A 22,494-nucleotide genomic window follows, 5' to 3' on the forward strand; every position below is an offset into this window, starting at 1 on the left:
TCCCGGCGCGTCATCCCGGCCGCGCCGCTACAGCGCCGCACCCAGCCGCACACCCTGGTCGATCGCCCGCTTGGCATCCAGCTCCGCAGCCAGTTCCGCCCCGCCGATCACATGCGCCTTCACGCCCTTCGCCTCCAGCGTGTCGGCCAGGCCGCGCTCGCTCACCTGTCCGGCGCACAGCACCACGTTGTCGCATTCGATCACCTTGGGGGTCTCGCGCGCCTCGCCGAAACTGACATGCAGGCCGGTCTCGTCGATCTTCTCGTAATTGACGCCGCCCACCATTTCGACGCCCTTCATCTTCAGCGCCGCGCGGTGGATCCAGCCGGTGGTCTTGCCCAGTCCCTTGCCCAGCGCCTTGGCCTTGCGCTGCATCAGCGTCACCTGACGCGCGGGCGCGTGCGGGTGCGGCCCACCTTTGGCCAGCCCGCCGCGGGTCTCCTCCGGGTCGCCCACGCCCCATTCCTCTTTCCACAGCTCCAGGTCCTCGGTCGGGCTTTCCCCCGCATGCACCAGGTATTCCGACACGTCGAACCCGATGCCCCCCGCGCCGATCACCGCCACGCGCTGGCCCACCTCGGCCCCGCCGCGCAGCACGTCGATATAACTCAGAACGTTCTCGCGCTCCTGCCCCGGGATCTGCGGATCGCGCGGGGTCACGCCGGTGGCCACCACCACCTCGTCGAACCCCTCCAGCATCTCCGCCGTCGCCTCGGTATTCAGCCGCAGTTCGACACCGGTCTTCGCGATCATCGTGCCGAACCAGTCGACCAGCCCGTGAAACTCCTCCTTGCCGGGGATCACCTTGGCCATGTTCAGCTGCCCGCCGATCTCGCCGGCCTTGTCAAACAACTTCACCACGTGCCCGCGTTCGGCCGCAGTCATCGCAACCGAAAGGCCCGCCGGCCCCGCGCCCACCACGGCCACTTTTTTCTTCGTGGCGGCCGGTTCCACCACGATCTCGGTCTCGAAACAGGCCTTCGGGTTCACCAGGCAGGACGAAATCTTGCCGCTGAACGTGTGGTCCAGGCAGGCCTGGTTGCAGCCGATGCACGGCGCGATCTCGGCCGCCCGGCCCTCTTCGGCCTTCTTCACGAAATCCGGGTCGGCCAGGAAGGGCCGCGCCATGCTCACCATGTCGGCACAGCCCTCGGCCAGCACGCTTTCGGCCACCTCCGGTGTATTGATCCGGTTCGAGGTGATGACCGGAATCGACACCTTGCCCATCAGCTTCTTCGTCACCCAGGCAAACGCCGCCCGCGGCACGCTCGTCGCGATCGTCGGGATCCGCGCCTCGTGCCAGCCGATACCGGTATTGATGATGCTCGCGCCGGCCTTCTCGATCTCGCGCGCCAACTGCACCACCTCGTCAAAGGTGGACCCGTCAGGCACCAGGTCGATCATGCTCAGGCGATAGATGATGATGAAATCCTCGCCCACCGCCGCGCGCACCCGCTTCATGATCTCGATCGGAAGGCGCATCCGGTTTTCATAGGATCCGCCCCAGCGGTCGGTGCGCTTGTTCACATGGGTGACAAGGAACTGGTTGATGAAATACCCCTCCGATCCCATCACCTCGACGCCGTCATACCCCGCCTCGCGCGCCCGCGCCGCGGTGGTGGCGAAATCGGCGATCTGTTTCTCGATCCCCTCCTCGTCCAGTTCCTTGGGCGGAAACGGGCTGATCGGGCTCTTCACCGGGCTCGCGCTCACGCAATTCGGGCCATAGGCATAGCGGCCTGCGTGCAGGATCTGCATCGCGATCCGGCCACCGGCCTCGTGCACCCGGTCCGTCACCTTGCGGTGGTTGGCAATGTCCTCGGGCGTATAAAGCCCCGCCGCCCCGGGAAACACGCCGCCTTCTTCATTGGGCGCAATGCCTCCCGTCACCATCAGGCCCACGCCGCCCCGCGCCCGCTCGGCATAGTACTCGGCCACCCGGTCCCAGTCGCCCCGCTCCTCCAGCCCGGTATGCATCGATCCCATCAGAACACGGTTCTTCAGCGTCACATGCCTCAGGTCGAGCGGTTTCAGAAGATGCGGGTAATTCGTCATGGCGGCCTCCCTGTCAGGCGCACAGAATGCCGCCGGCGCGCGCCCTTGTCATCCCCAACGCAGCGTCAGCCTGCCACGGCGCTCCGGCATCGTCGGCCTGTCATGGTCCAGCAAGGGTGCGGGGCCGGCCTGCACCTCATCGTCCGAAACGTCCCCCAAGCCCCAGGGCGGCCAGTGGCCTGCCCTGTCCTCAGTGGTTTCATGCCGACCCCGCCGGCTCAGCCTGCCGCGTCCCGATGCAATCGGAAAACGCTTTGGCGCGATCCGCCTCTTCATCTGACCGGAAATACCTCGGGGGGTGGCGAAAAAATTCGCCGGAGTTTTGTCGCAGGGGGGCAGCGCCCCCCTCAGCCGGCGTTGTCCACGATCACCGGCGTCTCGAAATACTGGAACCGCGGGCGGCTGCCATACATCTTCTCGGCCATGTCGCACCAGGCCGCGTCATGCGCCGCCTTCGCATCCTCGATCGACGGCCACAGGTACACGCCCCCGCCGATCCGGTTTTCTTCGTCATAGAGATAGTATTTCCGCACCAACGCCTCGTTGGCCTGCCAGCGCGGCACGGTCTTCTCGTAAAGCGCCACCGCCTCCTCGCGGGTCATGCCCTCGGGCAGGTCGAAATTCACGATCTCGGTAATCATCGGCTCCTCCTTCCCGCGCGGCCTCCCCGCGCGCCCAGCCCGACGGCCGGTCAAGCGCACTGGTTTACATGGACTCCAGGCAATGCCGCCGGAACGCCCGTTTCAACATGTCCAGCTCGGCGCGCAGCAAATCCATCTCGGCGCGGATGTCATCCTCGATCGCCTCGCCGGCAATCAGCGTGAACGCACCCAGCTTATCGGCCGTGTCCTTCTCGCGGATCAGGAAGGTCTGCACGCCATCGCCGATCGCCTCCAGCGGCACCGGCACCCGCAGCCCCCAGCCCCCCTGCTGATCGGGGATCACCTCGATCCCGGGAATGGTCTGCTCATCCAGCGTCACCACGATCTGTGGCGGCGCCCCGTCTTCGCCGTCGCGGCGCAGCAGTCCTTCCCAGACCCCTTCCTTCATCCGCGTTTTCGTCAGCGTCAGATCACTCATCTCACCACCCTCGCTTCCGGCCTACAGGTCCGCCCGCGGCCGACGGCTGAAGGTCAGGTCCCTCAGCGTCACCTGGTTCATCTGCGGCCCTTCGAAAATCAGGTCCAGCCAGATCTTCTCGACCCGCTTTTCATTCAGCTTGGTATAGGCCAGGTCGAACTCGACCATCACATCTTCGGCGCCCAGCGGCAACTCGTGCACGATCTGCTCCACGTTGGGGCCGTGCTTGACGTTCAGCCGGGCAAAGATCTCCAGCGGCTTTTCCATTTCAACGATCGTGTCCACGCGCAGCAGGTGCTTGCGCTTCAGGTCGCGCGCCGCTTCTTCGGGCAGGTCGACGACCAGCGACAGGAACGAGCCGTCGAAATTGAACACGTCCAGGCGCAGGCCAAAGGGCGCCAGGTCGGCCTCGCGCCGGTTGCGCAGCTGGCGCAGTGTCAGTTCCGAACGCTGGCAATCGTGAAACAGCGTCACCTCGCGCCCCAGCATGCTCTTCGACTCGACCGAGCTCATCCCCGGCACGGGCAGCGGCCCGCGCCACAGTTCGGGCCGCCAGGCCCAGTCGGAATCATGCGGCTTGGGAAAGGCGGTCGATCCGATCATCGGCAGCGCCAGCCGGCTTTCCGAGACATGAATCAGCTTGTCCAGATGCGCCTTCAGCCGTCTTGCCCGCCCACGCTGCGCCCGCAGCCGCGGCAGGTCCGTGCTGTCGGCCGCGCGCGCGGCCCGGGCCCAGCGGCGCACGGTGGCTTCGTGCAGAAGCTTTCTCAGATATTCACCGCCCAGTTTCGCCATGCCTGCCCGCTATCCGCATTTCTGCCGGTCGTTGTGTTGCCGCCGCCCGGCACAGTTTTACCGGAAACAACGTTAACGAAAAGGTCTCACTGGAACAAATTTGGAAACAACCTGCGCAACCCGCCCGTCTCGCGCGGTGGCACATCCGGGCTCGCGGCCTCGCCCTGCGCCTCCCGCGCCGCCTGTGCCGCCTGCGCGGCGGCAGCCTCGGCGGCATAATCCCTGATCGGGCTCGCCTCGCGCAGCGCCTCGGCCAACGCCAGCATATAGGCCTTGCCGCGCGTGCCTGCCGCCGGGCTGTCCTTCGGCGCATAAAGCGCCAGCCCCACCAGGTAACCGTTGATCAGCATCGCCCCGCGCCAATACCGCCCGTCACCCGCGCCCAGAACGCGGTCACCGCCCTCGGCCAGGTGGATCATCGAAATGCCGTCGCCGTCCGCACGCTCCAGAACCTTCGCGGGCGCCGCCGCCGTGGCCAGCGCCGCGGCGTCCGGGGCCTCTTGGCGCAGCAGGCGCGGCTGTGCCTGCACCGTCATCACCACGGGCTCCACATCCGGGCCGGACGTGCCCAGCACCGCGCAGGATCCGATCAGGGCGAAGCCGCCACTCGGCCCGGATTTGAGCGTGTTGCGATCAATGCAATATCCGCGGGGCGCGGCCACCACCACCTTGCCGCCGGCCAGGCTGGCCGATGCCAGAGGCGCCCGGCGCCCCACCGATGAATCGGACTTCTGGCCCGCAAAGCCCAGCCCGCCGCCTGCCCCTTCGCCCAGGCATCCCGCCAGGGCCAGAAACAGGGTCGCGGCCAGCCCCGGGCGCATCGCGCGCCCGGGCAAACCTGTCTTACAGGTCCATGTAGCCATGCTTCTCGGCCTTGCCGCCGGGATGGGTCACGGCACCCTTGTAGGTCGCGCCGACCTGCTGGGCATATTTCCAAAGCGCGCCCGAGCCGTAGATCGTCTCGCGCGGGCCTTTCCAGTCGGCCTTGCGCGCCTCCAGCTCATCGTCGCTCAGGTCCACGCTGATCTCGCCCTTGATGGCGTCGATGGTGATCATGTCGCCATCCTTCAGCAGCGCGATCGGGCCGCCATGCGCGGCCTCGGGGCCCACGTGGCCCACGCAGAACCCCCGCGTCGCCCCCGAGAACCGGCCATCGGTGATCAGCGCCACCTTCTTGCCCATACCCTGGCCCGACAGGGCCGCTGTGGTGGCCAGCATCTCGCGCATACCGGGCCCGCCCGACGGACCCTCGTTGCGGATGACGATCACTTCGCCTTCCTTGTATTGCCGTGCCTTCACCGCCTCGAACGCGTCTTCCTCGCATTCGAACACGCGCGCCGGACCGGTAAAGACGATGTCCTCTTCGGCCATGCCCGCGATCTTCACGATCGCGCCCTCGGGCGCGACATTGCCCTTCAGGCCCACGACGCCACCGGTTTTCGAAATCGGCTTGTCGACCGGATAGATCACCCGGCCATCGGCCTCGCGGGTGATCATGTCCAGCTCCTCGCCCATGCTCCGCCCGCTGGCGGTGATGCAATCTTCGTGCATCAGGCCCGCCTTGCGCAGCTCCTTCATCACGACCGGCACGCCACCGGCCTCGTAAAGGTCCTTGGCCACGTATTGCCCGCCCGGCTTCAGGTCGACGAAATAGGGCGTGTCGCGGAAGATCTCGCAGACGTCATCAAGGAAGAAGTCGATCCCCGCCTCGTGCGCGATCGCCGGCAGGTGCAGGCCGGCATTGGTGCTGCCGCCGGTACAGGCCACCACGCGGGCGGCGTTTTCCAGGCTCTTGCGGGTCACCACGTCGCGCGCGCGGATGTTCTTCTCGATCAGGTTCATCACCGCCCGGCCCGAGGCCTCGCCATACTGGTCGCGGCTCTCGTAGGGTGCCGGCATGCCCGAGCTGTTCATCAGCGCCAGGCCGATCGCCTCGCTCACGCAGGCCATGGTGTTGGCGGTGAACTGCCCGCCACAGGCCCCCGCCGAGGGGCAGGCCACGCGTTCCAGGATGTCCAGCTCGGCATCGCTCATGTTGCCGGCCTGGTGCTGGCCAACGGCCTCGAATACGTCCTGCACCACCACGTCCTTGCCGTTCAGGCGGCCCGGCAGTATCGACCCGCCATAGATGAACACCGACGGCACGTTCAGGCGCACCATCGCCATCATCATCCCCGGCAGGCTCTTGTCGCAACCGGCCAGGCCCACGATCGCGTCATAGCAATGCCCGCGCATGGTCAGCTCGACCGTATCGGCAATCGCCTCGCGGCTGGCCAGCGATGCGCGCATGCCCTCGTGGCCCATCGCGATCCCGTCGGTCACGGTGATGGTGGTGAACTCGCGCGGCGTGCCATGCGCCTCTTTCACGCCGCCCTTCACCGCCTGCGCCTGACGGTTCAGCGCGATGTTGCAGGGTGCTGCCTCATTCCAGCAGGTCGCGACACCCACCAGCGGCTGGTGGATCTCAACATCGCTCAGACCCATGGCATACAGATAGGACCGGTGCGGTGCCCGCTGGGGCCCCTCGGTCACGTGGCGGCTGGGCAGTTTGGACTTGTCGAATTTGGTCATGTCGGGCCTCCCGGAAAACGTCTCGATCCGGAATAAACAAGGGGCGCACGGGGCACAAGGCCGTATGACGCGGGGACCCGCCCCAGCGTCACGTTTGACAGACCGCCCCACCTTGCCCGACCCTGACAGGCAGGAGGAACCACCATGACCCCGGCACCCCGGCTCTTCACATCCGACGAGATCCGCCCGCTTGCCCGGCGCTCGGACCTGTGGGGCGCATGGCTGGTGCTGCATTGCTGGGGCGTCATTGCCGCGGCCATGGCGCTTTTCCTGCTCTGGCCCAATCCGCTCACGCTTCTTGTCGCGGTCATGCTCATCGGCTCGCGTCAGCTGGGCCTCGCGATTCTCATGCACGAGGCGGCGCATAACGCGCTCTTCAAAACCCGTTGGCTCAACGAGTTCGCGGGCGACTGGCTCTGCGGCCGGCCAATCCTGGCCGATCTGCCCGCCTACCGCCGCTACCACCTCAAGCATCACCGCTACACGCAAACTGAAGACGACCCCGATCTCGTCCTGTCGGCGCCCTTCCCGACAACCCGCGCCTCGCTGCGCCGCAAGATCCTGCGCGATCTTACTGGCCGCACCGGCCTGAAACTGCGCGCCCAGCAGATCGCCTTCGCCTTCAAGACAGCCTTCGATCCCGACATCACCGCCGATGCAGACGGGCTCTCGCAGGCTTTCGCCGGACCGGCCCTGGGCAAATCCTTGCTCGCCAATGCGCTGCTCTTCGCGCTCTTTACCGCGATCGGCGCCTGGTGGTGGTATCCCGTGTTCTGGCTCCTGCCGCTGCTCACCTGGTATCAGCTCGTCGTGCGCATCCGGAACATCGCCGAACATGGCGCGGTCGACCGCACGGCCGACCCGCTGCGTAACACCCGCACCACGCTGGCCGGGCCGCTCATGCGCATCTTCGTGGCGCCCTACTGGGTGAACTACCACCTCGAACATCATCTCGTGATGCACATGCCCTGCCACAACCTGCCGCGCCTGCATGACATTCTGATCGCGCGCGGCCATGGCGATACCATGCAGATCGGGCGTTCTTACGCCGACGTGCTGCGCCTCGCCTCCTCGCGGCCCGGCTAAGGCATCTGGCGGCAGCCTCTGCTTGGCGTTATTGCTGGGCCTATGCGTTACGCCGCTCATCACCTGCTGTCCGATCCCGCCCGCCCCAGCGCCCAGCTGTGGCGGCTGGCACTCGGCGTGGCGATCGTCGTGGCCTGCTTCTTTGCCATGGGCTTTGCCTATTTCAACCTGCTGGCCGAACTGGTCACCCAGGATGAATGGCCAACCCTCGCCGCCGAGATCGACGAAGGCTCCACCCCCCGCGGCATGCTGGCGCTGCTGGGGTCCTTCGGGCTGATTTCCCTGTCGCTCGCCCTGGTGCTGCGCAGCCTGCACAGGCGCAGGTTCGTCACCCTTGTCGGCCCCCTGCCACGCGCCGCGGCCGATTTCTTCCGCGTGGCCATCGCGCTCACCGCCCTCGCGGTGCTCCTGTGGCTATTGCCCGAACCCGATCTGATGGTGCCGCAACCCAACCTGCCGCTCTTGCGCTGGCTGGCGCTGCTGCCGCTGTCCCTGCCGCTCCTCTTCGTGCAGATCAGCGCCGAGGAGTTTGCCTTTCGCGGCTACCTGCAAAGCCAGCTCGCCGCGCGCTTCTCGCAACCGGTGATCTGGATTCTCGGGCCGTCTCTGCTCTTTGGCCTGCTGCATTACGATCCAGCGACGCAGGGCGCCAATGCCGCCATCTTCGCCGTCGCCGCGTGCCTCTTCGGGCTGGCCGCCGCCGATCTGACGGCGCGATCCGGCAATCTCGGGGCGGCGCTGGCGCTGCACCTGTCGGTCAATATTCCCGCGCTGCTGGTCACCGCGCCCGCCGGTCATATGTACGGGCTGGCGCTGGGCACCTATCCGTTCACGCTCGATGACACCGCCGCCCGCGCGGTCTGGCTTCCCTATGACACGCTGGTGCTTCTGTGCTCGTGGCTGGCCGCACGCCTGGCAATCACCCGATGACACACCGCCGCCCGTCGCCCTATGCCGCGCATCGCGGTTTCATCGCGCCTGCACTCGGTACGCCCGGGCTGCGCCCGGTGATCCTCGGCTTCATCGTCATCGAAACGCTCTACGAAATCGGTCAGCGCGCCTTCGGCTACCTGCTGGACACCTTCGCACCGGCCTTCGCAGACAGCGTGTTCTACGGCGATACGCCGCCGGGCATGCTTACCAATCTCGCCTCGTTTCTCATCCTCATTCTCACGCTCACGCTGGTGCTGCGCTTCGTGCACGGGCGCGGGCTGGCCAGCCTTCTCGGCCCTCCCGGTCTCGCCTTCACGCAGTTCCGCGCGGCGCTTCTGCCGCTTGCTGCCGTCGTTCTGCTGGTCGAACTGTCCCCGCCATGGTGGAGCCTCGACACCATCGCCGAGATCCGCCCGCCGCTTCTTTGGCTGGCGCTGCTGCCCATCGGCATGGCCGCCCTTCTTATCCAGACCAGCGCGGAAGAGCTCTTCTATCGCGGTTACCTGCAACAGCATATCGCCGCGCTCATGCCCTGGCCTGTGGCCTGGCTGGTCATCCCCAACCTCGTCTTCGCGCTCGCGCACTGGAACGCCTACGCGCCGCTGATCATCAACGCCCAGTACCTGCTCTGGGCTTTCGTCTTCGGGCTGGCGGCATCCGATCTCACCGCGCGCTCCGGCTCGCTCGGCCCCGCCATCGCGCTGCACCTCGTCAACAACGCCTACGCGTTCCTGTTCTATGGCGAACTGCGCGGCCCCGACTCGGGCCTTGCGCTTTTCCTCTTTGATCCCGACGCGGTGATGCAGCCTTTTTCACCGGACGAAGCCCTGCCCTTCCTGCCCGTTTCGCTGATCGTCGAGCTCATCCTTGTCGGCCTCATGTGGCTCGCCGTGCGCGTCGCGCTCAGGCGCTGATTGCATTTCACGGCCCGTGCAATTATCTCGAACCCAACGCAGCGGCAGGAAAAGAGGCGCATCGCGATGAACTGGATCACCAATTATGTCCGGCCCCGGATCAACTCGATCTTCTCGCGCCGCGACACGCCGGAAAACCTGTGGTCCAAATGCGATGGTTGCGGCACCATGCTGTTTCACCGCGAACTGCGCGAAAACCTCAATGTCTGCACCTCCTGCGGCCATCACATGGCGATCACGCCCCGCGATCGCTTTACCGCGCTCTTCGACGGCGGCATCTTCACCGAGATCGACGTGCCGACACCGCTCGAAGATCCGCTGAAATTCCGCGACCAGAAAAAATATCCCGACCGGATGAAAGCCGCGCAGAAAGCGACCGGCGAAAAAGAAGCCATGCTCGTGGCCGAGGGCGAAATGGGCCGCACCCCGATCGTTGCCGCGGCACAGGATTTCTCGTTCATGGGCGGCTCGATGGGCATGTATGTCGGCAACGCCATCATCGCCGCCGCCGAACGCGCGGTCGAACTGAAACGCCCGCTGATCCTCTTCTCCGCCGCCGGCGGCGCCCGCATGCAAGAGGGCATCCTCAGCCTGATGCAGATGCCCCGCACCACCGTGGCCGTGCAGATGCTGAAAGAGGCGGGCCTGCCCTACATCGTCGTGCTCACCCACCCCACCACCGGCGGCGTGACCGCGTCCTACGCCATGCTGGGCGACGTGCAGATCGCCGAGCCCAACGCACTGATCTGCTTTGCCGGTCCCCGTGTCATCGAACAAACGCTCGGTGAAAAACTGCCCGACGGCTTCCAGCGCGCCGAATACCTGCTCGATCACGGCATGCTCGACCTCGTGACCCCGCGCACCGAACTGCGCGACGAGCTGATCACCATCACCCGAATGCTGATGGGCCAGCCCCCCGCCGTCGCCGGCGATCTGCCCGCCCCGGGTGACGTGGCCGATGCGACGCCGCCGGAAACGGCGGAGGAGCAACCCGCCGAAGCCCCGCAAAAATGACCGCCCGTTCCGACGCCATCCTCGAGCGGATGATGGCGCTGCACCCCAAGATCATCGACCTCACGCTCGATCGCGTCTGGCGCCTGCTCGACGCGCTCGGCAATCCGCAGAACGATCTGCCCCCGGTGATCCACATCGCCGGTACCAACGGCAAGGGCTCCACCCTCTCGATGATCCGCGCGGGGCTCGAAGGCGCGGGCAAAACGGTCCATGCATACACCTCGCCTCATCTGGCGCGGTTCCACGAACGCATCCGCCTTGCCGGCGATCTGATTTCCGAGGATCACCTGACCGCCGTGCTCGATGAATGCTATGCCGCCAATGGCGGCGAAAGCATCACCTATTTCGAAATCACCACCGTGGCCGCGCTTCTCGCCATGGCCCGCACCCCGGCGGACTATACCCTGCTCGAGGTGGGCCTCGGCGGCCGGCTCGATGCCACCAACGTGATCGGGAAACCCGCCCTTACCGTCATCACGCCCGTGTCCTTCGATCACCCGCAATTCCTCGGCAACACCGTCGCCGAGATCGCGGGCGAAAAGGCCGGCATCCTCAAGCCGGGCGTGGCCTGCGTCGTCTCGCGCCAGCCCGAAGATGCGATGGCGGTGATCGAGGCCCGCGCCGACGCGGTCGGCGCGCCGCTGCTGGTGCAGGGCCGTCAGTGGGACGCATGGGAGGAACGCGGCCGCCTTGTCTATCAGGATGAAACTGGCCTGCTCGACCTGCCACCGCCTGCCCTGATGGGCGCGCACCAGTTCCAGAACGCCGGCGCCGCGATCACGGCGCTGCGCCACCTTGGCTTTGGCGAAGACGCGGCCGAGGCCGCGGTCACCCGCGTCAGCTGGCCCGCCCGCATGCAGCGCCTACGCACCGGCCCGCTGATCGACACCCACCCGGGCGCCGAGTTCTGGCTCGATGGCGGCCACAACGCCGCCTGCGGCGAAACGCTGGCCGAAACCCTCACCCGCCTGCCCGAGCGCGATACCCATCTCGTCTGCGGCATGATGAACACCAAGGATGTCGCGGGCTACCTCGCGCCGCTTGTTCCCCACGCCGCCAGCCTCACCGCCGTGTCGATCCCGGGCGAAACCAACACCCTGCCCGCCGACGAAACGGCAAAACACGCCACCGCCGCGGGCATCCCCGCCGGCACCGCCACCAGCGTCGCCGATGCGGTGCAGGCAATCACCGCCGAAAATCCGCAGGCCCGCATTCTGATCTGCGGCTCGCTCTACCTCGCCGGCACCATCCTGCGCGACCACGGCTAACCACCTGAAACGACTCAATTCCTTCGAATCGCCTTCTTTTCCTCGGCGAATCGCAGGCATCGCGAATCACTTTATGTTGACTGATTCGCGATGATTCGCCTATATCTGGGACAGCAGTCAAAGCGCGCCCACCTTGGCACCTGCCGGCCATGAACACGCGGCGCGCACGGAACTTCGGGGGAAATCATGCTGCGCTACCTGCGCCACGCGATCGCGTTTTTTATCAGTTTCACGTTACCAGTTGCCGCCGGCGCGCAAGAGGTTCGCATCACGCCCGACACGCCCGCGCGCACCATCATGTTGAACGGCGAAACGCTCGTCATCGAGCGTATCCAGGACACCACCCATCGCCTCAACAGCGAGTTCACCAAGACATCGCGGCCCTGCCCGCCCTTCTGTATCCTCCCGATCAGCGCCGCACCCGGCGTCGCAACCGTGGGCGAGATCGAGGTGATGGACTTCCTCGAAGACACCGTCGCGCAGGGCAAGGGCCTGCTGATCGACAGCCGCGTGCCCGAATGGTTCGCCAAGGGCACGATCCCCGGCGCCGTCAACGTGCCGTTTTCCACGCTCGAACCCACCAACCCCTACCGCGATGAAATCCTCAAGGCGCTCGGCGCACGCCAGAACGGCACCGGCTGGGATTTCTCCAACGCGCTCGACCTGATGATGTTCTGCAACGGCCCGTGGTGCGATCAAAGCCCGCGCGCGATCCGCAACCTGACCGATGCGGGCTACCCGGCCGAAAAGATCCGCTACTACCGCGGCGGCATGCAACTGTGGATGCTGCTCGGCCTCACCGTCCGCACCCCGACAAGCTGAGATCGGGAGGAGTGACATGATCCGCATCCTGATCATCGCCGCCGCCTTCCTCTCGGTCACGGTCGGCCTGTTGCTCCTGCAACCCGGCAGCGAGCCGGCGCGTGACACCCTCGCCACGTCGCCAGCACCGCGCACCCCGGCCCCCGATGCCCAGGTCTCGCGCGCCGAGACCGATCTCAGCCATATCGTCACGCGACAGGCCGATGCCGCCGCGCCCGCCAACCCCGCCGATCGTCTCGGTGCCGCCGTGGCCCTGGCCACCGCGCCCGCCGCGGCGCCCGCTGGCGATAGCGCTTCCCCCGATGCGCTGCGTAACCTGACCACCGGCGTACTCGCCGATCTGGGGGCGCCGTCGGCCACGAATGATGCGGATGCGTTGCGCTCGATGACATCGGGCGTGCTGGCCAGTCTCAATGCAGCAACCACCACCCGCAGCACGGACGGGCCCGCCCCGCTGGAAACCATCATCGTGCAGGCCCTGCGCGAAGGCCAGTCCGACGCCTATCTCGACGCGCTCCTGAACGAAGCCGCGGCGACCGGCGCCATTCAGGTCCCCTCGGCCCTAGTGACATCCGAAGGCCGGGTCGACACCGTCACGCTGCTGGCCAACCTGGTGCAGAAATCCAGCGGGCAGTCCGGGCTCGACACCTCGGCCCTGGCCGCCGCCGCGGGCCGCCCGCAGCCGCGCCCCGCCGCGCTCGCCTACGATCAGGTCTACGTGGTCCAGCCCGGCGACAGCCTCGCGGCCATCTCCTACCGCTTTTACGGTGAAACCCTGCGCTACCGCGAGATTTTCACCGCCAACCAGGACAAGCTCTCCAGCCCCGACAAGATACGTATCGGGCAACGTCTTACCATCCCGGCGCTCTGACCGGGTCCAGTCACGTAAGGCAGGAATGATCGAGGGGCCGGTTCAACGGCCCCCTTTCATTTTCGGCCCCCTCGTGCCTCAACATGACTTCGATCAATGCACTCTTCCCCGCGTGTCGGCACTCTTCCCTGGTCAACGCTTGCAGGAATTACACACATGACCGAAACACCCATGAACCCCGACACCGTCATCAACCTCCCCGAAGCCGTGGGCGTTTTCGATTCGGTCGAAGCGCTCCAGGCCGCTTTCTACGACCTGCGCATGCTCGGCTTTACCCGGCAGGACATCAGCCTCCTGGGCAGCCAGGAAGCGCTGGAAGAGAAATTCGGCAAGGCCTTCTGGCATTCGAAAGAACTCGAGGATGATCCCGCCGCGCCCCGTGCCGCCTTCGTCTCCGAAGAGGCCATGGGCGAGCTCGAAGGCGGCATCATCGGCGGCTTTCTCTTCCTCGGCTCCTACATCGCCATGGCCGCCCTGCTGACCCCGGCCAGCACGCTGGCGGCTTCGATCGCCGCCATCGCCATCGGCGGCGCGCCCGCCACGATCGTCGGCGCGCTTCTCGCCCGCCGCGTCGACAAGCATCACCGCGACTACTACCAGTCCCAGATCGAACACGGCGGCATCCTTCTCTGGGTCCGCGTCGCCGACAAGGAAAAGGAAGATCTCGCAGTGAAAATCCTCAAGGGCCATTCCGGCAAAGACGTGCACGTGCACGCGTGGAGCAACTGACCCGTCAGCCCCGGGCCCAGTCCTCGCTCTGCATCTCGCGCAGCCGGCTGGCCGTGCGTTCGAACTCGAAACTGCCCGCGCCCTCGACATACAGCATCTCGGGCGCGGCCGCCGCGCTCGCGATCAGCCGCACACCGGCCTCGTAAAGCGCGTCGATCAGCGTGACAAAGCGTTTCGCCTCGTTGAAATTGCCGCGCCCCAGCCTCGGGATGTCTTCCAGGATCAGCACCTTCACCTCCTCGGCCAGCGCCAGATAATCCCCCGGCCCCAGTGCCTTGCCACACAGGTCATAGAAACCCGCCCGCGCCACCCCGTTGTGAAACTGCGGCACCTCCACCTCGCGCCCCTTCACCCGCAACACCAGCACCTCGCTCATGCCGCCGCTGAAATCGTGCCAGATGCTCTCGATCGCGGCGCGCGCGGTCGCATCATTGGGGCTGAAATAGGTGGGCTGCCCTTCCAGCCGGTCCTGCCGGTAATCGGTCGGGCTGGTCAGCTCATGCACCACCATCCGCGCCTTCAGCAGCTCGATGAACGGCACGAACAACTGCCGGTTCAGCCCGTCCTTGTAGAGATCGTCCGGCACCCGGTTCGACGTGGTCACCACCGCCACGCCCGCCCCCATCAGCACCTCGAACAGGCGCCCGACGATCATCGCGTCGGTGATGTCGGTCACCTGCATCTCGTCAAAGGCCAGGCAGCGTACGCTGTCGATCACGCTCTGCGCCGCCGGCATCAGCGCATCCTCCACCCCCGCCTTGCGCGCCGCATGCATCTCCTCGTGAATCTCCTGCATGAAGGCATGGAAATGCACCCGCCGCGCCGGCACGCCATCCAGGCAATCCACGAACAGGTCCATCAGCATCGACTTGCCCCGCCCGACACCGCCCCACAGGTAAAGGCCCTCGATCGGCTCGGGCTTCGCCCGCCCGAACCAGCCCTTCTTGACCGGCCGGTCCAGCACGGCGCGAATCCGCTCCAGCTCGGGCAGCACCGCCTCCTGCGCCGGGTCGGGCCGGATCGTGCCGGCGGCCACGCGGGCCCTGTATTCCTCGATCACGTCACGCGTCATGGCCCACCTCTAGCGCGGCTTCCCGGCAAGGGCCAGAGGCGCTACCCTGCCACCATGACAGCCCCGCTCAACATCCTGCGCGCCGGCCCCGCCGACGGCCCCCCGCTCCTGCTGATCCACGGCGCCTGGCACGGCGCGTGGTGCTGGCAGGGCAACTATCTCGATTACTTCGCGCAGGCCGGCTTTCACACCCACGCGCTCGATCTGCGCGGCCACGGCGACAGCCCCGCCATCCGGGCAATGCGCTGGAACCGCATCCGCGACTATGTCGACGATGCCGCCCGCACTATTGCTGACATGCCCGCACCGCCCATCGTCATCGGCCATTCCATGGGCGGCTTCGTGGTTCAGCACCTGATGGCGCGCGGCGTGCCCCTGCGCGGCGCGGGCCTCCTCGCCGCGCTGCCCCATACCGGCGCGCTGCCCGTTGCGCTCAAAACCCTGCGCACCCGCCCGCTCACCCTGGCGCGCATCCTCCTCACCGCCTCGCTCTACCCGATGGTGTCCGATCCGCAGGCCGCCGCGCATCTCTTCCTCGATGCCGATGCCTCACCGGACGAGATCGCCACCTTCCACCCCCGCCTCACCGACGAAAGCTTCCTGGCCTTCCTCGACTTGACCGCGCTGGCCCTGCCGCGCAAACCGCGCGATCCACCACCGGTCTGCGTCGTCGGCGGCAGCGCCGATCAACTCTTCCCGCCCGCCTCGCAACAGCGCCTCGCCGCGCGGTTTGCAACATCCGCTCACGTCATACCCGACGCCCCGCACGACCTCATGCTCTCGCGCCACTGGCAGACCAGCGCCGGGGTTTTCCTCACATGGGCCAGCGCCTTGCCCCCGGCCTGATCCGCCTGCTTCATCTGACCGGAAATACCTCGGGGGTGCGGGGGCAGCGCCCCCGCCGGCGCACGCCGCATTAACCAGCCACCGGCCACCGCCATACCCTCTCGTATGTCATACGCATGTCAGCCGGATGTCAGCCGGACATCACCCCCCTCTCCCGGGCCGCTCGCTGCCGTTAACCTTTCTTTCCATTTCCTGAATTGACGTCCTGTCCGCCGCCGCTAGTCTCCGCCGCGACAGGAGACGCGCATGCAGAAATCCGCACCGCTCATCACCCCGGTCCTCGTAACCGGGTGTATCATTATCCTCGTGTCCTTCGCGGTGCGGGCCAGCTTCGGGGTGTTCCAGATCCCCATCGCCGAAGAGTTCGGCTGGGCCCGGGCCGAGTTCTCGATGGCCATTGCCCTGCAAAACCTCTTCTGGGGCATCGGCCAGCCCATTTTCGGCGCCATCGCCGAGAAAATCGGCGATCGCAAGGCGATCGTCATCGGCGCATTTACCTATGCCGCAGGCCTCGTGCTCAGCTCCTATGCCACATCACCCACGGCGCATCAACTTTTTGAAATCCTTGTCGGATTCGGCATCGCCGGCACCGGATTCGGGGTCATCCTCGCCGTCGTCGGCCGCGCCAGTTCGGACGAAAACCGCTCGATGAGCCTCGCCATCGCCACCGCCGCGGGCTCGGCCGGACAGGTGGTGGGCGCCCCCACCGCCGAATGGCTGCTCACCTGGTTTCCCTGGCAAACCGTCTTCGTGATTTTCGCCGCCGCCATTCTCCTGTCGCTCCTGATGCTGCCGATGATGCGCGCGCCCCGCCCCGCCACCCGTGCCGAGCTCGAGGAAAGCATGGGCGCGGTCCTGCGCAAGGCTTTCCGCGATCCCTCCTACACGCTGATTTTCCTCGGGTTTTTCTCCTGCGGCTACCAACTCGCCTTCGTCACCGCGCATTTCCCCGCCTTCGTCACCGAAATGTGCGGCCCCATCGCCTCGGGCGGGCTTCTGCACAATCTCGGCATCACCACCACCTCGCGGCTCGGCGCCGTGGCGATCTCGCTCATTGGCCTGGCCAATGTGGCGGGCACGCTGCTGGCGGGCTGGCTCGGCAACCGCTACTCGAAAAAGTACCTTCTTGCAGGTATTTACACCGGTCGCACGCTGGTGGCCGCGGCCTTCATCCTTACCCCGATGACACCGGCCACCGTGCTTCTCTTTTCGGTCTCGATGGGCGCGCTGTGGCTTGCCACCGTGCCGCTCACCAGCGGTTTGATCGCGCATCTCTACGGGCTGCGCTACATGGGCACGCTCTACGGCATCGTGTTCTTCTCCCACCAGCTGGGCAGCTTCCTGGGCGTCTGGCTGGGCGGGCGGATGTATGACATCTACGGCAGCTACACCGCCGTCTGGTGGGTGGGCGTCGGCGTCGGCGCATTTTCCGCCATCGTGCATCTGCCGGTCAGGGAACGCCGCCTCGTGCCGGCCTGAACGACCGGTTAAACCGCTGTTAACACCTGCCTGCCATCCTGCCCTTCGTGAAAAATCAAGCGTAGGCCGGGCTTCAGCCCGGCACACGAAGCAGGAAACCTACCCCCGCGCCCGCCACGCATCCAGGATATAGCGGCTGGTCATCAGGTCCAGATGCGCCCCGCCGCCGTTCTTGAACAGCGTAATCTCGTCGTCCGAGCCGCGCACGAATTTCTCCATGTCGTAGTAATCCGCCACAAGGTCCTCGCGCCGGATCGCGCCCGTCTCCAGCGGGATCTTGATCTCGCCGATATGGCCCACCGTGGTGTCGTAGCTGTCCACGAAAACCCGCGCCCTTTGCAGCGCCACGTCATCCACCTCGCGCATGTCGGGCCGATAGGCGCCGATCAGGTCAATATGCTGCCCCGGTTGGAACCACTCGCCCTTCAGCACCGGCTCGGTCACCATCGTGGCCGAGGTAACGATATCGGCCTCTTTCACCGCCGCCTCCAGGTCATCGGCCACGGCCATGCCGGGGTACTCCGCAGCCATTTTGTCGGCATTCTCCCGTGTCCGGTTCCATACCGTGAACTCTGCCTCGGGAAACCCCGCCGCATAGGCCTCGCGCAGCGACCGGCCCACCGTGCCCGCCCCAACGATCAGAACCTTGCGCGCATCCCTGCGCGCCAGCTTCAGCGCCCCCAACAGGCTGTCTCCGGCGGTCTTCCACTTGGTCACCAGGTGGAAATCCAGCACCGCCTCGAACCGCCCGTCGGCATCGTCGTAAAGGTTCACCGCGCCGCCGATCATCGGCTTGCCCTTGCCCGGGTTGCCCGGAAACACCGTGGCGCTTTTCACCGCGATGCCCATGCCATCGATCCACGCCGCCCGGCTCAGCAGGGTATCGGCATCACGATAAAGAAACGTGTCCCCGATCTCGGCCTTCTGCCGCTTGTGGCCTTCTTCAAAGGCCCGGGTCAGCCCGACCCAGTCCAGCAGCTTCTCCCCCTCTGCAAAGGGGATCATCGTCACGTCCATCAGTCCGCTCCCTGGTTTTCTGGCCCCACCCTAACGCCGTTGCCCGTCGGGTCAAATCACCGCCTGTATTTCGGCCCCTCGGCGGCCACTTCTTCGTGCACCTCGGCCTCGCGCCACAGCAGGAACAGCCCCGCGCCCACGATCATCGCGATGCCCACCCACGCGGTCCAATCGGGCCATTCACCAAACACCGTTACCCCCCAGATCACCGCCATCGGCATCGCCACGTATTCGAACGGCGCCACGAAGGCCGCCTCGCTCATCCGATAGGCCTGGCTGATGAAATAGCCACCCGCCACGCTCGTCACCCCGATCGCGGCCAGCACGGCATAATCCCCCGGCGCCACCGCCCCCCAGGCCCGCGTCAGAAACTCCAGCGATGGATGCGCATTTCCCGCCAATGCGCCATCGCCCAGCACCAGCCCGATCGCAGCCGAGGTCGCGACAAAGGTGATCTGGATGTAAAACGCCATCGTCGCGGCGCTTTCGGTGCCGCCGATCTTGCGGGTCAGCGTGTGCAGCGTGGCATAAAGCGTCGCCGCCACGATCGGCAAGAGCGAGGCCAGTTGAAACGCCGAGGTTCCCGGCTTCACGATCACCATCACCCCGGCGAAGCCCAGGAAAATCGCCATCCACCGCCGCGGCCCCACATGCTCGCCCAGGAACACCACGGAAAACACCGTGATCACCAGCGGCGAGATGAAGAAAATCGCCACTGCGTCCGCAATGGGCAACGCCGCCAAACCCAGGAAAAAGCACATGTTGGCCAGCACCACGCACAGCCCCCGGATCATGTGCATACCCAGGCGGGCCGTCTTCATCACCCGCCAACCGCCGCTCAGCGGCATGATCACGGCCACGAACACCGCCGTCCCGATCAACGAGCGGATCAACACCACCTGGTGCAGCGCATAATCTCCGGACAGGAACTTGATGCCGACGTCGTTGACGGAAAAACACATCACCGCCACGGCCGCGCAAAGCGCCCCGATCAAGTTGCCGCTTGTCCCGCTCACCGCGCGCATTCCCCGCTCCCTTCCCGATCACAAGACGCAAGCCATCGGAAAAAGTAAAGCGCCGGCACTCTTCATCTTGCCCGAAATACTCCCGCCGGAGGCGTCCAACGGCGCCACCTGACAATCGGCCCGAGAGACGCCGCGCGGCGCGGCGGCGGGGGTGGGTGGGCGGGACGTCGCCGCGCCGCGCCCCTCACCCGCGTGCTGCGGCCCGCAACTCGCGCTCCAGCGCCTCCAGGAACCTTGACCGGTCGGTCTTGGTGAACCCCTTGCCGCCGCCCTGCCGGAAGGGATCGGCGGCGCGCAGGTCGGTCATCAGGTCACGCATCGCCAGCGCCTCGCGCACATTTGCCTGGGTCAGCCGCTCGCCATTGGGCTTCAGCACGGCTGCCCCTGCTTCCACGCATTTCGCCGCCAGCGGGATATCCCCCGTCACCACCACATCGCCGGGCCGCGCCCGCTCGGCGATCCACATGTCGGCCACGTCCGGCCCCTCGGGCACGATCACCACCTCGACCAGCGGGTTCTGCGACATCCGCAGCCCGCCATTCGACACCAGGAACATCTTCGTCCCGTGCCGCGTGGCAACCCGCTCGGCCTCGACTTTCACCGGGCAGGCATCAGCATCAACGTAAATCACTCCGCCCTGCCCTTCCTGACCTTGTATTCCTCGGGGATCGGCATGCGGTTGAACGCGTCCAGGCCGGCGATCTTGTAGGCCTCGGCCAGGGTGGGATAGTTGAACGTGTTCTGCACGAAGTAATCCACCGTGCCCTTCAGGTTCAGCACCGCCTGCGCGATGTGGATCAGTTCGGTCGCCCCTTCGCCCACGATCTGCACGCCCAGGACCCGCCGGGTCTTGAGCGAGAACAACATCTTCAGCATGCCGTGTTCCAGCCCCATGATATGCCCGCGGCTGGTTTCGCGGAGTCGCGCGATCCCCACTTCGTAGGGAATGCCGCGCTCCTGCATCTCCTCCTCCGACATGCCGCAGGTGGAAATCTCGGGGACCGAGTAGATGCCATAGGGAAACCAGGGGCTCTCCGGCAGCGTCGGCGTTTCCAGCGCATGACAGGCCGCCACCCGCCCCTGCTGAAGCGAGGTCGAGGCGAGCGAGGGATGCCCGATCACGTCGCCGGTGGCATAGATATGCCCCGAGCCGGTCTGATAGGTCTTGCGGTCCACCTCGATCCGTCCGCGATGGTCGGTTTCGATGCCCACGGCCTCGAGGTTCAGCTTCGCTGTCGCGCCCATCCGGCCAGCAGCAAAAAGCAGCATCTCGGCGCGCACGTGGCGGCCGTTTTCCAGCGTCACCTCGACATGCTCGCCCGCGTCCTCGATCCTGTCGATCTTTGATCCCAGCCGCAGGTCGACACCGTTCTCGCGGATCTGGTGGGTGAAATCCTCGATCAGCCGCTTGTCGATGAAATCAAGGAAGGTCTCGCGCGGCTCGATCAGCGTCACCCGCACATCGAGCGCCGAGAACATCGTGGCATATTCCACCCCGATCACCCCGGCCCCCACCACGACAAGGCTACGCGGAATCCGCGCCAGTTCCAGGAACTCGTCGCTATCGACCACGCTCTGCCCATTGAACGGCACATAGTCGGGCCGGAAGGTCACGGTGCCGGTGGCGATGATGAATTTTTCGGCTGTCAGGCGTCTTGTCTCTCCCGCCTCGGTGGCCACTTCCACTTCGTTCGGGCCGGTGAACCGGGCAAAGCCGTTCAGCGTATCCACGTGGTTGCGGTTGAACTGGTGCTCCAGCACGTCGACCTCGTGATCCAGCGTCATGTGCAGCCGTGCTTTCAGGTCTCCCGCGTCGATATCGTCCTTCACGCGGTAGGACCGCCCGTAAAAGCTCCGCTCGCGCCAGCCCGATAGGTTCAGCACCGTCTCGCGCAGGGTTTTCGACGGGATCGTGCCGGTATGCACTGAAACCCCGCCCAGCCGGTACTTACGGTCGATCACTAGCACCCGGCGCTTCAGCTTGCCGGCCTGAATGGCCGCCGCCCGGCCCGAGGGCCCCGAGCCGATAATGATCAGGTCGTAATCGCGCATGCTTATCCCGCGTAAAGCGCCGCGGCATGGAAGGCCACGTGATCTTCCATGAAAGTGCTGACGAAAAAGTAACTGTGGTCATAGCCCGGCTGCAGCCGCAGCGTCGCCTGCTGGCGCCGCACCGCGACCGCCTGGGCGAAGTCCTCGGGGCGCAGCAGGTCGATGAACTGGTCGTTGGTGCCCGTGTCGATCAGCATCGGACCATCGAACCCGTGTTCGCGCATCATCAACGTCGCATCATGGCGCCGCCATGTACCCTCGTCCTCGCCCAGGTAGGCGCTCAGTTGCTTGCGTCCCCAGTCGCTCGCCGTCGGGTGCGAGATCGGCGAAAAGGCCGAGACGGAACGGTAGCGCCCGGGCAGACCCATTGCGAGCGTCAGAGCGCCATGCCCGCCCATCGAATGGCCGGTGATCGCCTGCCGCTCCATGTCCACGGCGAAATTCGCATCCAGCACGCGGGGCAGTTCTTCGGCCACGTAATCCCACATGTTGTAATGCGGCGCCCAGGGGCTTTGCGTCGCGTTCACGTAAAACCCCGCGCCCTTGCCCAGGTCATAGGCCTCGTCATCGGCCACATCCTCGCCGCGCGGGCTGGTGTCGGGGAACACCAGCGCGATGCCCTGTTCGGCGGCCCAGCCCTGCGCGCCCGCCTTCACCATCGCGTTTTCATGCGTGCAGGTCAGCCCGCTCAGGTACCACAGAACCGGTACGGGCCCGTCGCGCGCCTCTTCCGGCAGGAAAAGACCGAATGTCATCGGGCAGCCGCAGGCGTCCGAGCTATGGGTATAAACCCCCTGCACCCCGCCGAAACATTTGTTTTCCGATACCGTTTCCATCGCGCTCTCCTGTCTTTTCATCCCGGCCC

General features: G+C 66.1%; 22 protein-coding genes. 10 read left to right on the forward strand and 12 right to left on the reverse strand.

What is annotated here, in order from left to right; genetic code table 11:
• Positions 1 to 27 precede the first annotated feature (27 nt).
• The 6 genes from E0501_RS16730 to ilvD all read right to left on the reverse strand — a co-directional run bounded on the left by E0501_RS16730 (position 28) and on the right by ilvD (position 6,501).
• Entirely contained in the window at positions 28 to 2,055 is a 2,028-nt protein-coding gene (locus E0501_RS16730) for an NADPH-dependent 2,4-dienoyl-CoA reductase (RefSeq protein ID WP_137702544.1), read from the reverse strand.
• Positions 2,056 to 2,402: 347 nt separating this feature from the next.
• Positions 2,403 to 2,696, reverse strand: a complete 294-nt coding sequence (locus E0501_RS16735) for a monooxygenase (protein WP_137702545.1) — start codon at positions 2,694 to 2,696, stop codon at positions 2,403 to 2,405.
• A 64-nt stretch (positions 2,697 to 2,760) separates the two neighbouring features.
• A complete protein-coding gene (locus E0501_RS16740; RefSeq protein ID WP_137702546.1) occupies positions 2,761 to 3,135 on the reverse strand; it encodes a hypothetical protein in 375 nt (124 codons plus the stop codon).
• Positions 3,136 to 3,156: 21 nt separating this feature from the next.
• Positions 3,157 to 3,930, reverse strand: a complete 774-nt coding sequence (locus E0501_RS16745; protein ID WP_137702547.1) for a DUF6478 family protein — start codon at positions 3,928 to 3,930, stop codon at positions 3,157 to 3,159.
• An 86-nt stretch (positions 3,931 to 4,016) separates the two neighbouring features.
• The gene (locus tag E0501_RS16750) at positions 4,017 to 4,793 is read right to left on the reverse strand and encodes a hypothetical protein (RefSeq protein WP_137702548.1); all 777 of its coding nucleotides are present in this window, start codon (positions 4,791 to 4,793) and stop codon (positions 4,017 to 4,019) included.
• Positions 4,774 to 6,501: a dihydroxy-acid dehydratase gene (ilvD, locus tag E0501_RS16755; RefSeq protein WP_137702549.1), complete on the reverse strand. Its 1,728-nt coding sequence runs from the start codon at positions 6,499 to 6,501 to the stop codon at positions 4,774 to 4,776. Before ilvD ends, E0501_RS16750 begins: the two co-directional genes overlap by 20 nt.
• 144 nt (positions 6,502 to 6,645) lie before the next feature.
• Here ilvD and E0501_RS16760 point away from each other — a divergent pair, with 144 nt between their 5' ends.
• The 8 genes from E0501_RS16760 (at position 6,646) to E0501_RS16795 (ending at position 14,138) form a co-directional block, all read left to right on the forward strand.
• Complete coding sequence (locus tag E0501_RS16760; RefSeq protein ID WP_137702550.1) at positions 6,646 to 7,587, forward strand: fatty acid desaturase family protein; 942 nt, start codon at positions 6,646 to 6,648, stop codon at positions 7,585 to 7,587.
• Between the two features lie 42 nt (positions 7,588 to 7,629).
• Positions 7,630 to 8,517: a CPBP family intramembrane glutamic endopeptidase gene (locus E0501_RS16765; protein ID WP_137702551.1), complete on the forward strand. Its 888-nt coding sequence runs from the start codon at positions 7,630 to 7,632 to the stop codon at positions 8,515 to 8,517.
• Positions 8,514 to 9,434 carry a CPBP family intramembrane glutamic endopeptidase gene (locus E0501_RS16770; RefSeq protein WP_137702552.1) on the forward strand — a complete coding sequence of 307 codons (921 nt, stop codon included), beginning with the start codon at positions 8,514 to 8,516 and terminating at the stop codon, positions 9,432 to 9,434. Before E0501_RS16765 ends, E0501_RS16770 begins: the two co-directional genes overlap by 4 nt.
• 66 nt (positions 9,435 to 9,500) lie before the next feature.
• Positions 9,501 to 10,448, forward strand: coding sequence for an acetyl-CoA carboxylase, carboxyltransferase subunit beta (accD, locus tag E0501_RS16775; RefSeq protein ID WP_137702553.1), 948 nt, complete (start codon positions 9,501 to 9,503; stop codon positions 10,446 to 10,448).
• Entirely contained in the window at positions 10,445 to 11,716 is a 1,272-nt protein-coding gene (locus E0501_RS16780) for a bifunctional folylpolyglutamate synthase/dihydrofolate synthase (protein ID WP_137702554.1), read from the forward strand. The genes accD and E0501_RS16780 overlap by 4 nt, the downstream gene beginning before the upstream one ends.
• A gap of 186 nt (positions 11,717 to 11,902) precedes the next feature.
• Positions 11,903 to 12,538, forward strand: a complete 636-nt coding sequence (locus tag E0501_RS16785) for a rhodanese-like domain-containing protein (protein ID WP_137702555.1) — start codon at positions 11,903 to 11,905, stop codon at positions 12,536 to 12,538.
• Between the two features lie 16 nt (positions 12,539 to 12,554).
• On the forward strand, positions 12,555 to 13,409 hold the full coding sequence (locus tag E0501_RS16790; RefSeq protein ID WP_161594647.1) for a LysM peptidoglycan-binding domain-containing protein: 855 nt from the start codon (positions 12,555 to 12,557) through the stop codon (positions 13,407 to 13,409).
• Positions 13,410 to 13,565: 156 nt separating this feature from the next.
• Positions 13,566 to 14,138, forward strand: a complete 573-nt coding sequence (locus E0501_RS16795; protein ID WP_137702557.1) for a hypothetical protein — start codon at positions 13,566 to 13,568, stop codon at positions 14,136 to 14,138.
• Positions 14,139 to 14,142: 4 nt separating this feature from the next.
• On the opposite strand, the gene zapE is transcribed toward E0501_RS16795, so the two are convergent.
• Positions 14,143 to 15,210, reverse strand: coding sequence for a cell division protein ZapE (gene zapE, locus E0501_RS16800; RefSeq protein ID WP_137702558.1), 1,068 nt, complete (start codon positions 15,208 to 15,210; stop codon positions 14,143 to 14,145).
• A gap of 54 nt (positions 15,211 to 15,264) precedes the next feature.
• Here zapE and E0501_RS16805 point away from each other — a divergent pair, with 54 nt between their 5' ends.
• Together E0501_RS16805 and E0501_RS16810 are read left to right on the forward strand one after the other, a co-directional pair.
• Positions 15,265 to 16,056 (forward strand): alpha/beta hydrolase, encoded by a 792-nt coding sequence (locus E0501_RS16805; protein ID WP_137702559.1) that lies wholly within the window; start codon positions 15,265 to 15,267, stop codon positions 16,054 to 16,056.
• Positions 16,057 to 16,302: 246 nt separating this feature from the next.
• Positions 16,303 to 17,535, forward strand: a complete 1,233-nt coding sequence (locus E0501_RS16810) for an MFS transporter (RefSeq protein ID WP_137702560.1) — start codon at positions 16,303 to 16,305, stop codon at positions 17,533 to 17,535.
• A gap of 99 nt (positions 17,536 to 17,634) precedes the next feature.
• On the opposite strand, the gene E0501_RS16815 is transcribed toward E0501_RS16810, so the two are convergent.
• The 5 genes from E0501_RS16815 to fghA form a co-directional block, all read right to left on the reverse strand.
• Complete coding sequence (locus E0501_RS16815) at positions 17,635 to 18,552, reverse strand: ornithine cyclodeaminase family protein (protein WP_137702561.1); 918 nt, start codon at positions 18,550 to 18,552, stop codon at positions 17,635 to 17,637.
• 56 nt (positions 18,553 to 18,608) lie between these two features.
• Positions 18,609 to 19,577, reverse strand: coding sequence for a DMT family transporter (locus E0501_RS16820; protein ID WP_137702562.1), 969 nt, complete (start codon positions 19,575 to 19,577; stop codon positions 18,609 to 18,611).
• A 184-nt stretch (positions 19,578 to 19,761) separates the two neighbouring features.
• Complete coding sequence (locus tag E0501_RS16825) at positions 19,762 to 20,208, reverse strand: YaiI/YqxD family protein (RefSeq protein ID WP_137702563.1); 447 nt, start codon at positions 20,206 to 20,208, stop codon at positions 19,762 to 19,764.
• Positions 20,205 to 21,629, reverse strand: coding sequence for a Si-specific NAD(P)(+) transhydrogenase (sthA, locus tag E0501_RS16830; RefSeq protein ID WP_137702564.1), 1,425 nt, complete (start codon positions 21,627 to 21,629; stop codon positions 20,205 to 20,207). Before sthA ends, E0501_RS16825 begins: the two co-directional genes overlap by 4 nt.
• Before the next feature lie 2 nt (positions 21,630 to 21,631).
• On the reverse strand, positions 21,632 to 22,465 hold the full coding sequence (gene fghA / locus E0501_RS16835; RefSeq protein ID WP_137702565.1) for an S-formylglutathione hydrolase: 834 nt from the start codon (positions 22,463 to 22,465) through the stop codon (positions 21,632 to 21,634).
• Positions 22,466 to 22,494 lie beyond the last annotated feature (29 nt).

The sequence above is a fragment of the Marimonas lutisalis genome (genome assembly GCF_005434965.1).
Classification (GTDB): domain Bacteria; phylum Pseudomonadota; class Alphaproteobacteria; order Rhodobacterales; family Rhodobacteraceae; genus Marimonas_A; species Marimonas_A lutisalis.

Bases quoted from the DNA above. Each gene is read 5' to 3' on its own strand.
- E0501_RS16730 (WP_137702544.1), bottom strand. From the start codon at position 2,055: ATGACGAATTACCCGCATCTTCTGAAACCGCTCGACCTGAGGCATGTG.
- E0501_RS16735 (WP_137702545.1), bottom strand. From the start codon at position 2,696: ATGATTACCGAGATCGTGAATTTCGACCTGCCCGAGGGCATGACCCGC.
- E0501_RS16740 (WP_137702546.1), bottom strand. From the start codon at position 3,135: ATGAGTGATCTGACGCTGACGAAAACGCGGATGAAGGAAGGGGTCTGG.
- E0501_RS16745 (WP_137702547.1), bottom strand. From the start codon at position 3,930: ATGGCGAAACTGGGCGGTGAATATCTGAGAAAGCTTCTGCACGAAGCC.
- E0501_RS16750 (WP_137702548.1), bottom strand. From the start codon at position 4,793: ATGGCTACATGGACCTGTAAGACAGGTTTGCCCGGGCGCGCGATGCGC.
- ilvD (WP_137702549.1), bottom strand. From the start codon at position 6,501: ATGACCAAATTCGACAAGTCCAAACTGCCCAGCCGCCACGTGACCGAG.
- E0501_RS16760 (WP_137702550.1), top strand. From the start codon at position 6,646: ATGACCCCGGCACCCCGGCTCTTCACATCCGACGAGATCCGCCCGCTT.
- E0501_RS16765 (WP_137702551.1), top strand. From the start codon at position 7,630: ATGCGTTACGCCGCTCATCACCTGCTGTCCGATCCCGCCCGCCCCAGC.
- E0501_RS16770 (WP_137702552.1), top strand. From the start codon at position 8,514: ATGACACACCGCCGCCCGTCGCCCTATGCCGCGCATCGCGGTTTCATC.
- accD (WP_137702553.1), top strand. From the start codon at position 9,501: ATGAACTGGATCACCAATTATGTCCGGCCCCGGATCAACTCGATCTTC.
- E0501_RS16780 (WP_137702554.1), top strand. From the start codon at position 10,445: ATGACCGCCCGTTCCGACGCCATCCTCGAGCGGATGATGGCGCTGCAC.
- E0501_RS16785 (WP_137702555.1), top strand. From the start codon at position 11,903: ATGCTGCGCTACCTGCGCCACGCGATCGCGTTTTTTATCAGTTTCACG.
- E0501_RS16790 (WP_161594647.1), top strand. From the start codon at position 12,555: ATGATCCGCATCCTGATCATCGCCGCCGCCTTCCTCTCGGTCACGGTC.
- E0501_RS16795 (WP_137702557.1), top strand. From the start codon at position 13,566: ATGACCGAAACACCCATGAACCCCGACACCGTCATCAACCTCCCCGAA.
- zapE (WP_137702558.1), bottom strand. From the start codon at position 15,210: ATGACGCGTGACGTGATCGAGGAATACAGGGCCCGCGTGGCCGCCGGC.
- E0501_RS16805 (WP_137702559.1), top strand. From the start codon at position 15,265: ATGACAGCCCCGCTCAACATCCTGCGCGCCGGCCCCGCCGACGGCCCC.
- E0501_RS16810 (WP_137702560.1), top strand. From the start codon at position 16,303: ATGCAGAAATCCGCACCGCTCATCACCCCGGTCCTCGTAACCGGGTGT.
- E0501_RS16815 (WP_137702561.1), bottom strand. From the start codon at position 18,552: ATGGACGTGACGATGATCCCCTTTGCAGAGGGGGAGAAGCTGCTGGAC.
- E0501_RS16820 (WP_137702562.1), bottom strand. From the start codon at position 19,577: ATGCGCGCGGTGAGCGGGACAAGCGGCAACTTGATCGGGGCGCTTTGC.
- sthA (WP_137702564.1), bottom strand. From the start codon at position 21,629: ATGCGCGATTACGACCTGATCATTATCGGCTCGGGGCCCTCGGGCCGG.
- fghA (WP_137702565.1), bottom strand. From the start codon at position 22,465: ATGGAAACGGTATCGGAAAACAAATGTTTCGGCGGGGTGCAGGGGGTT.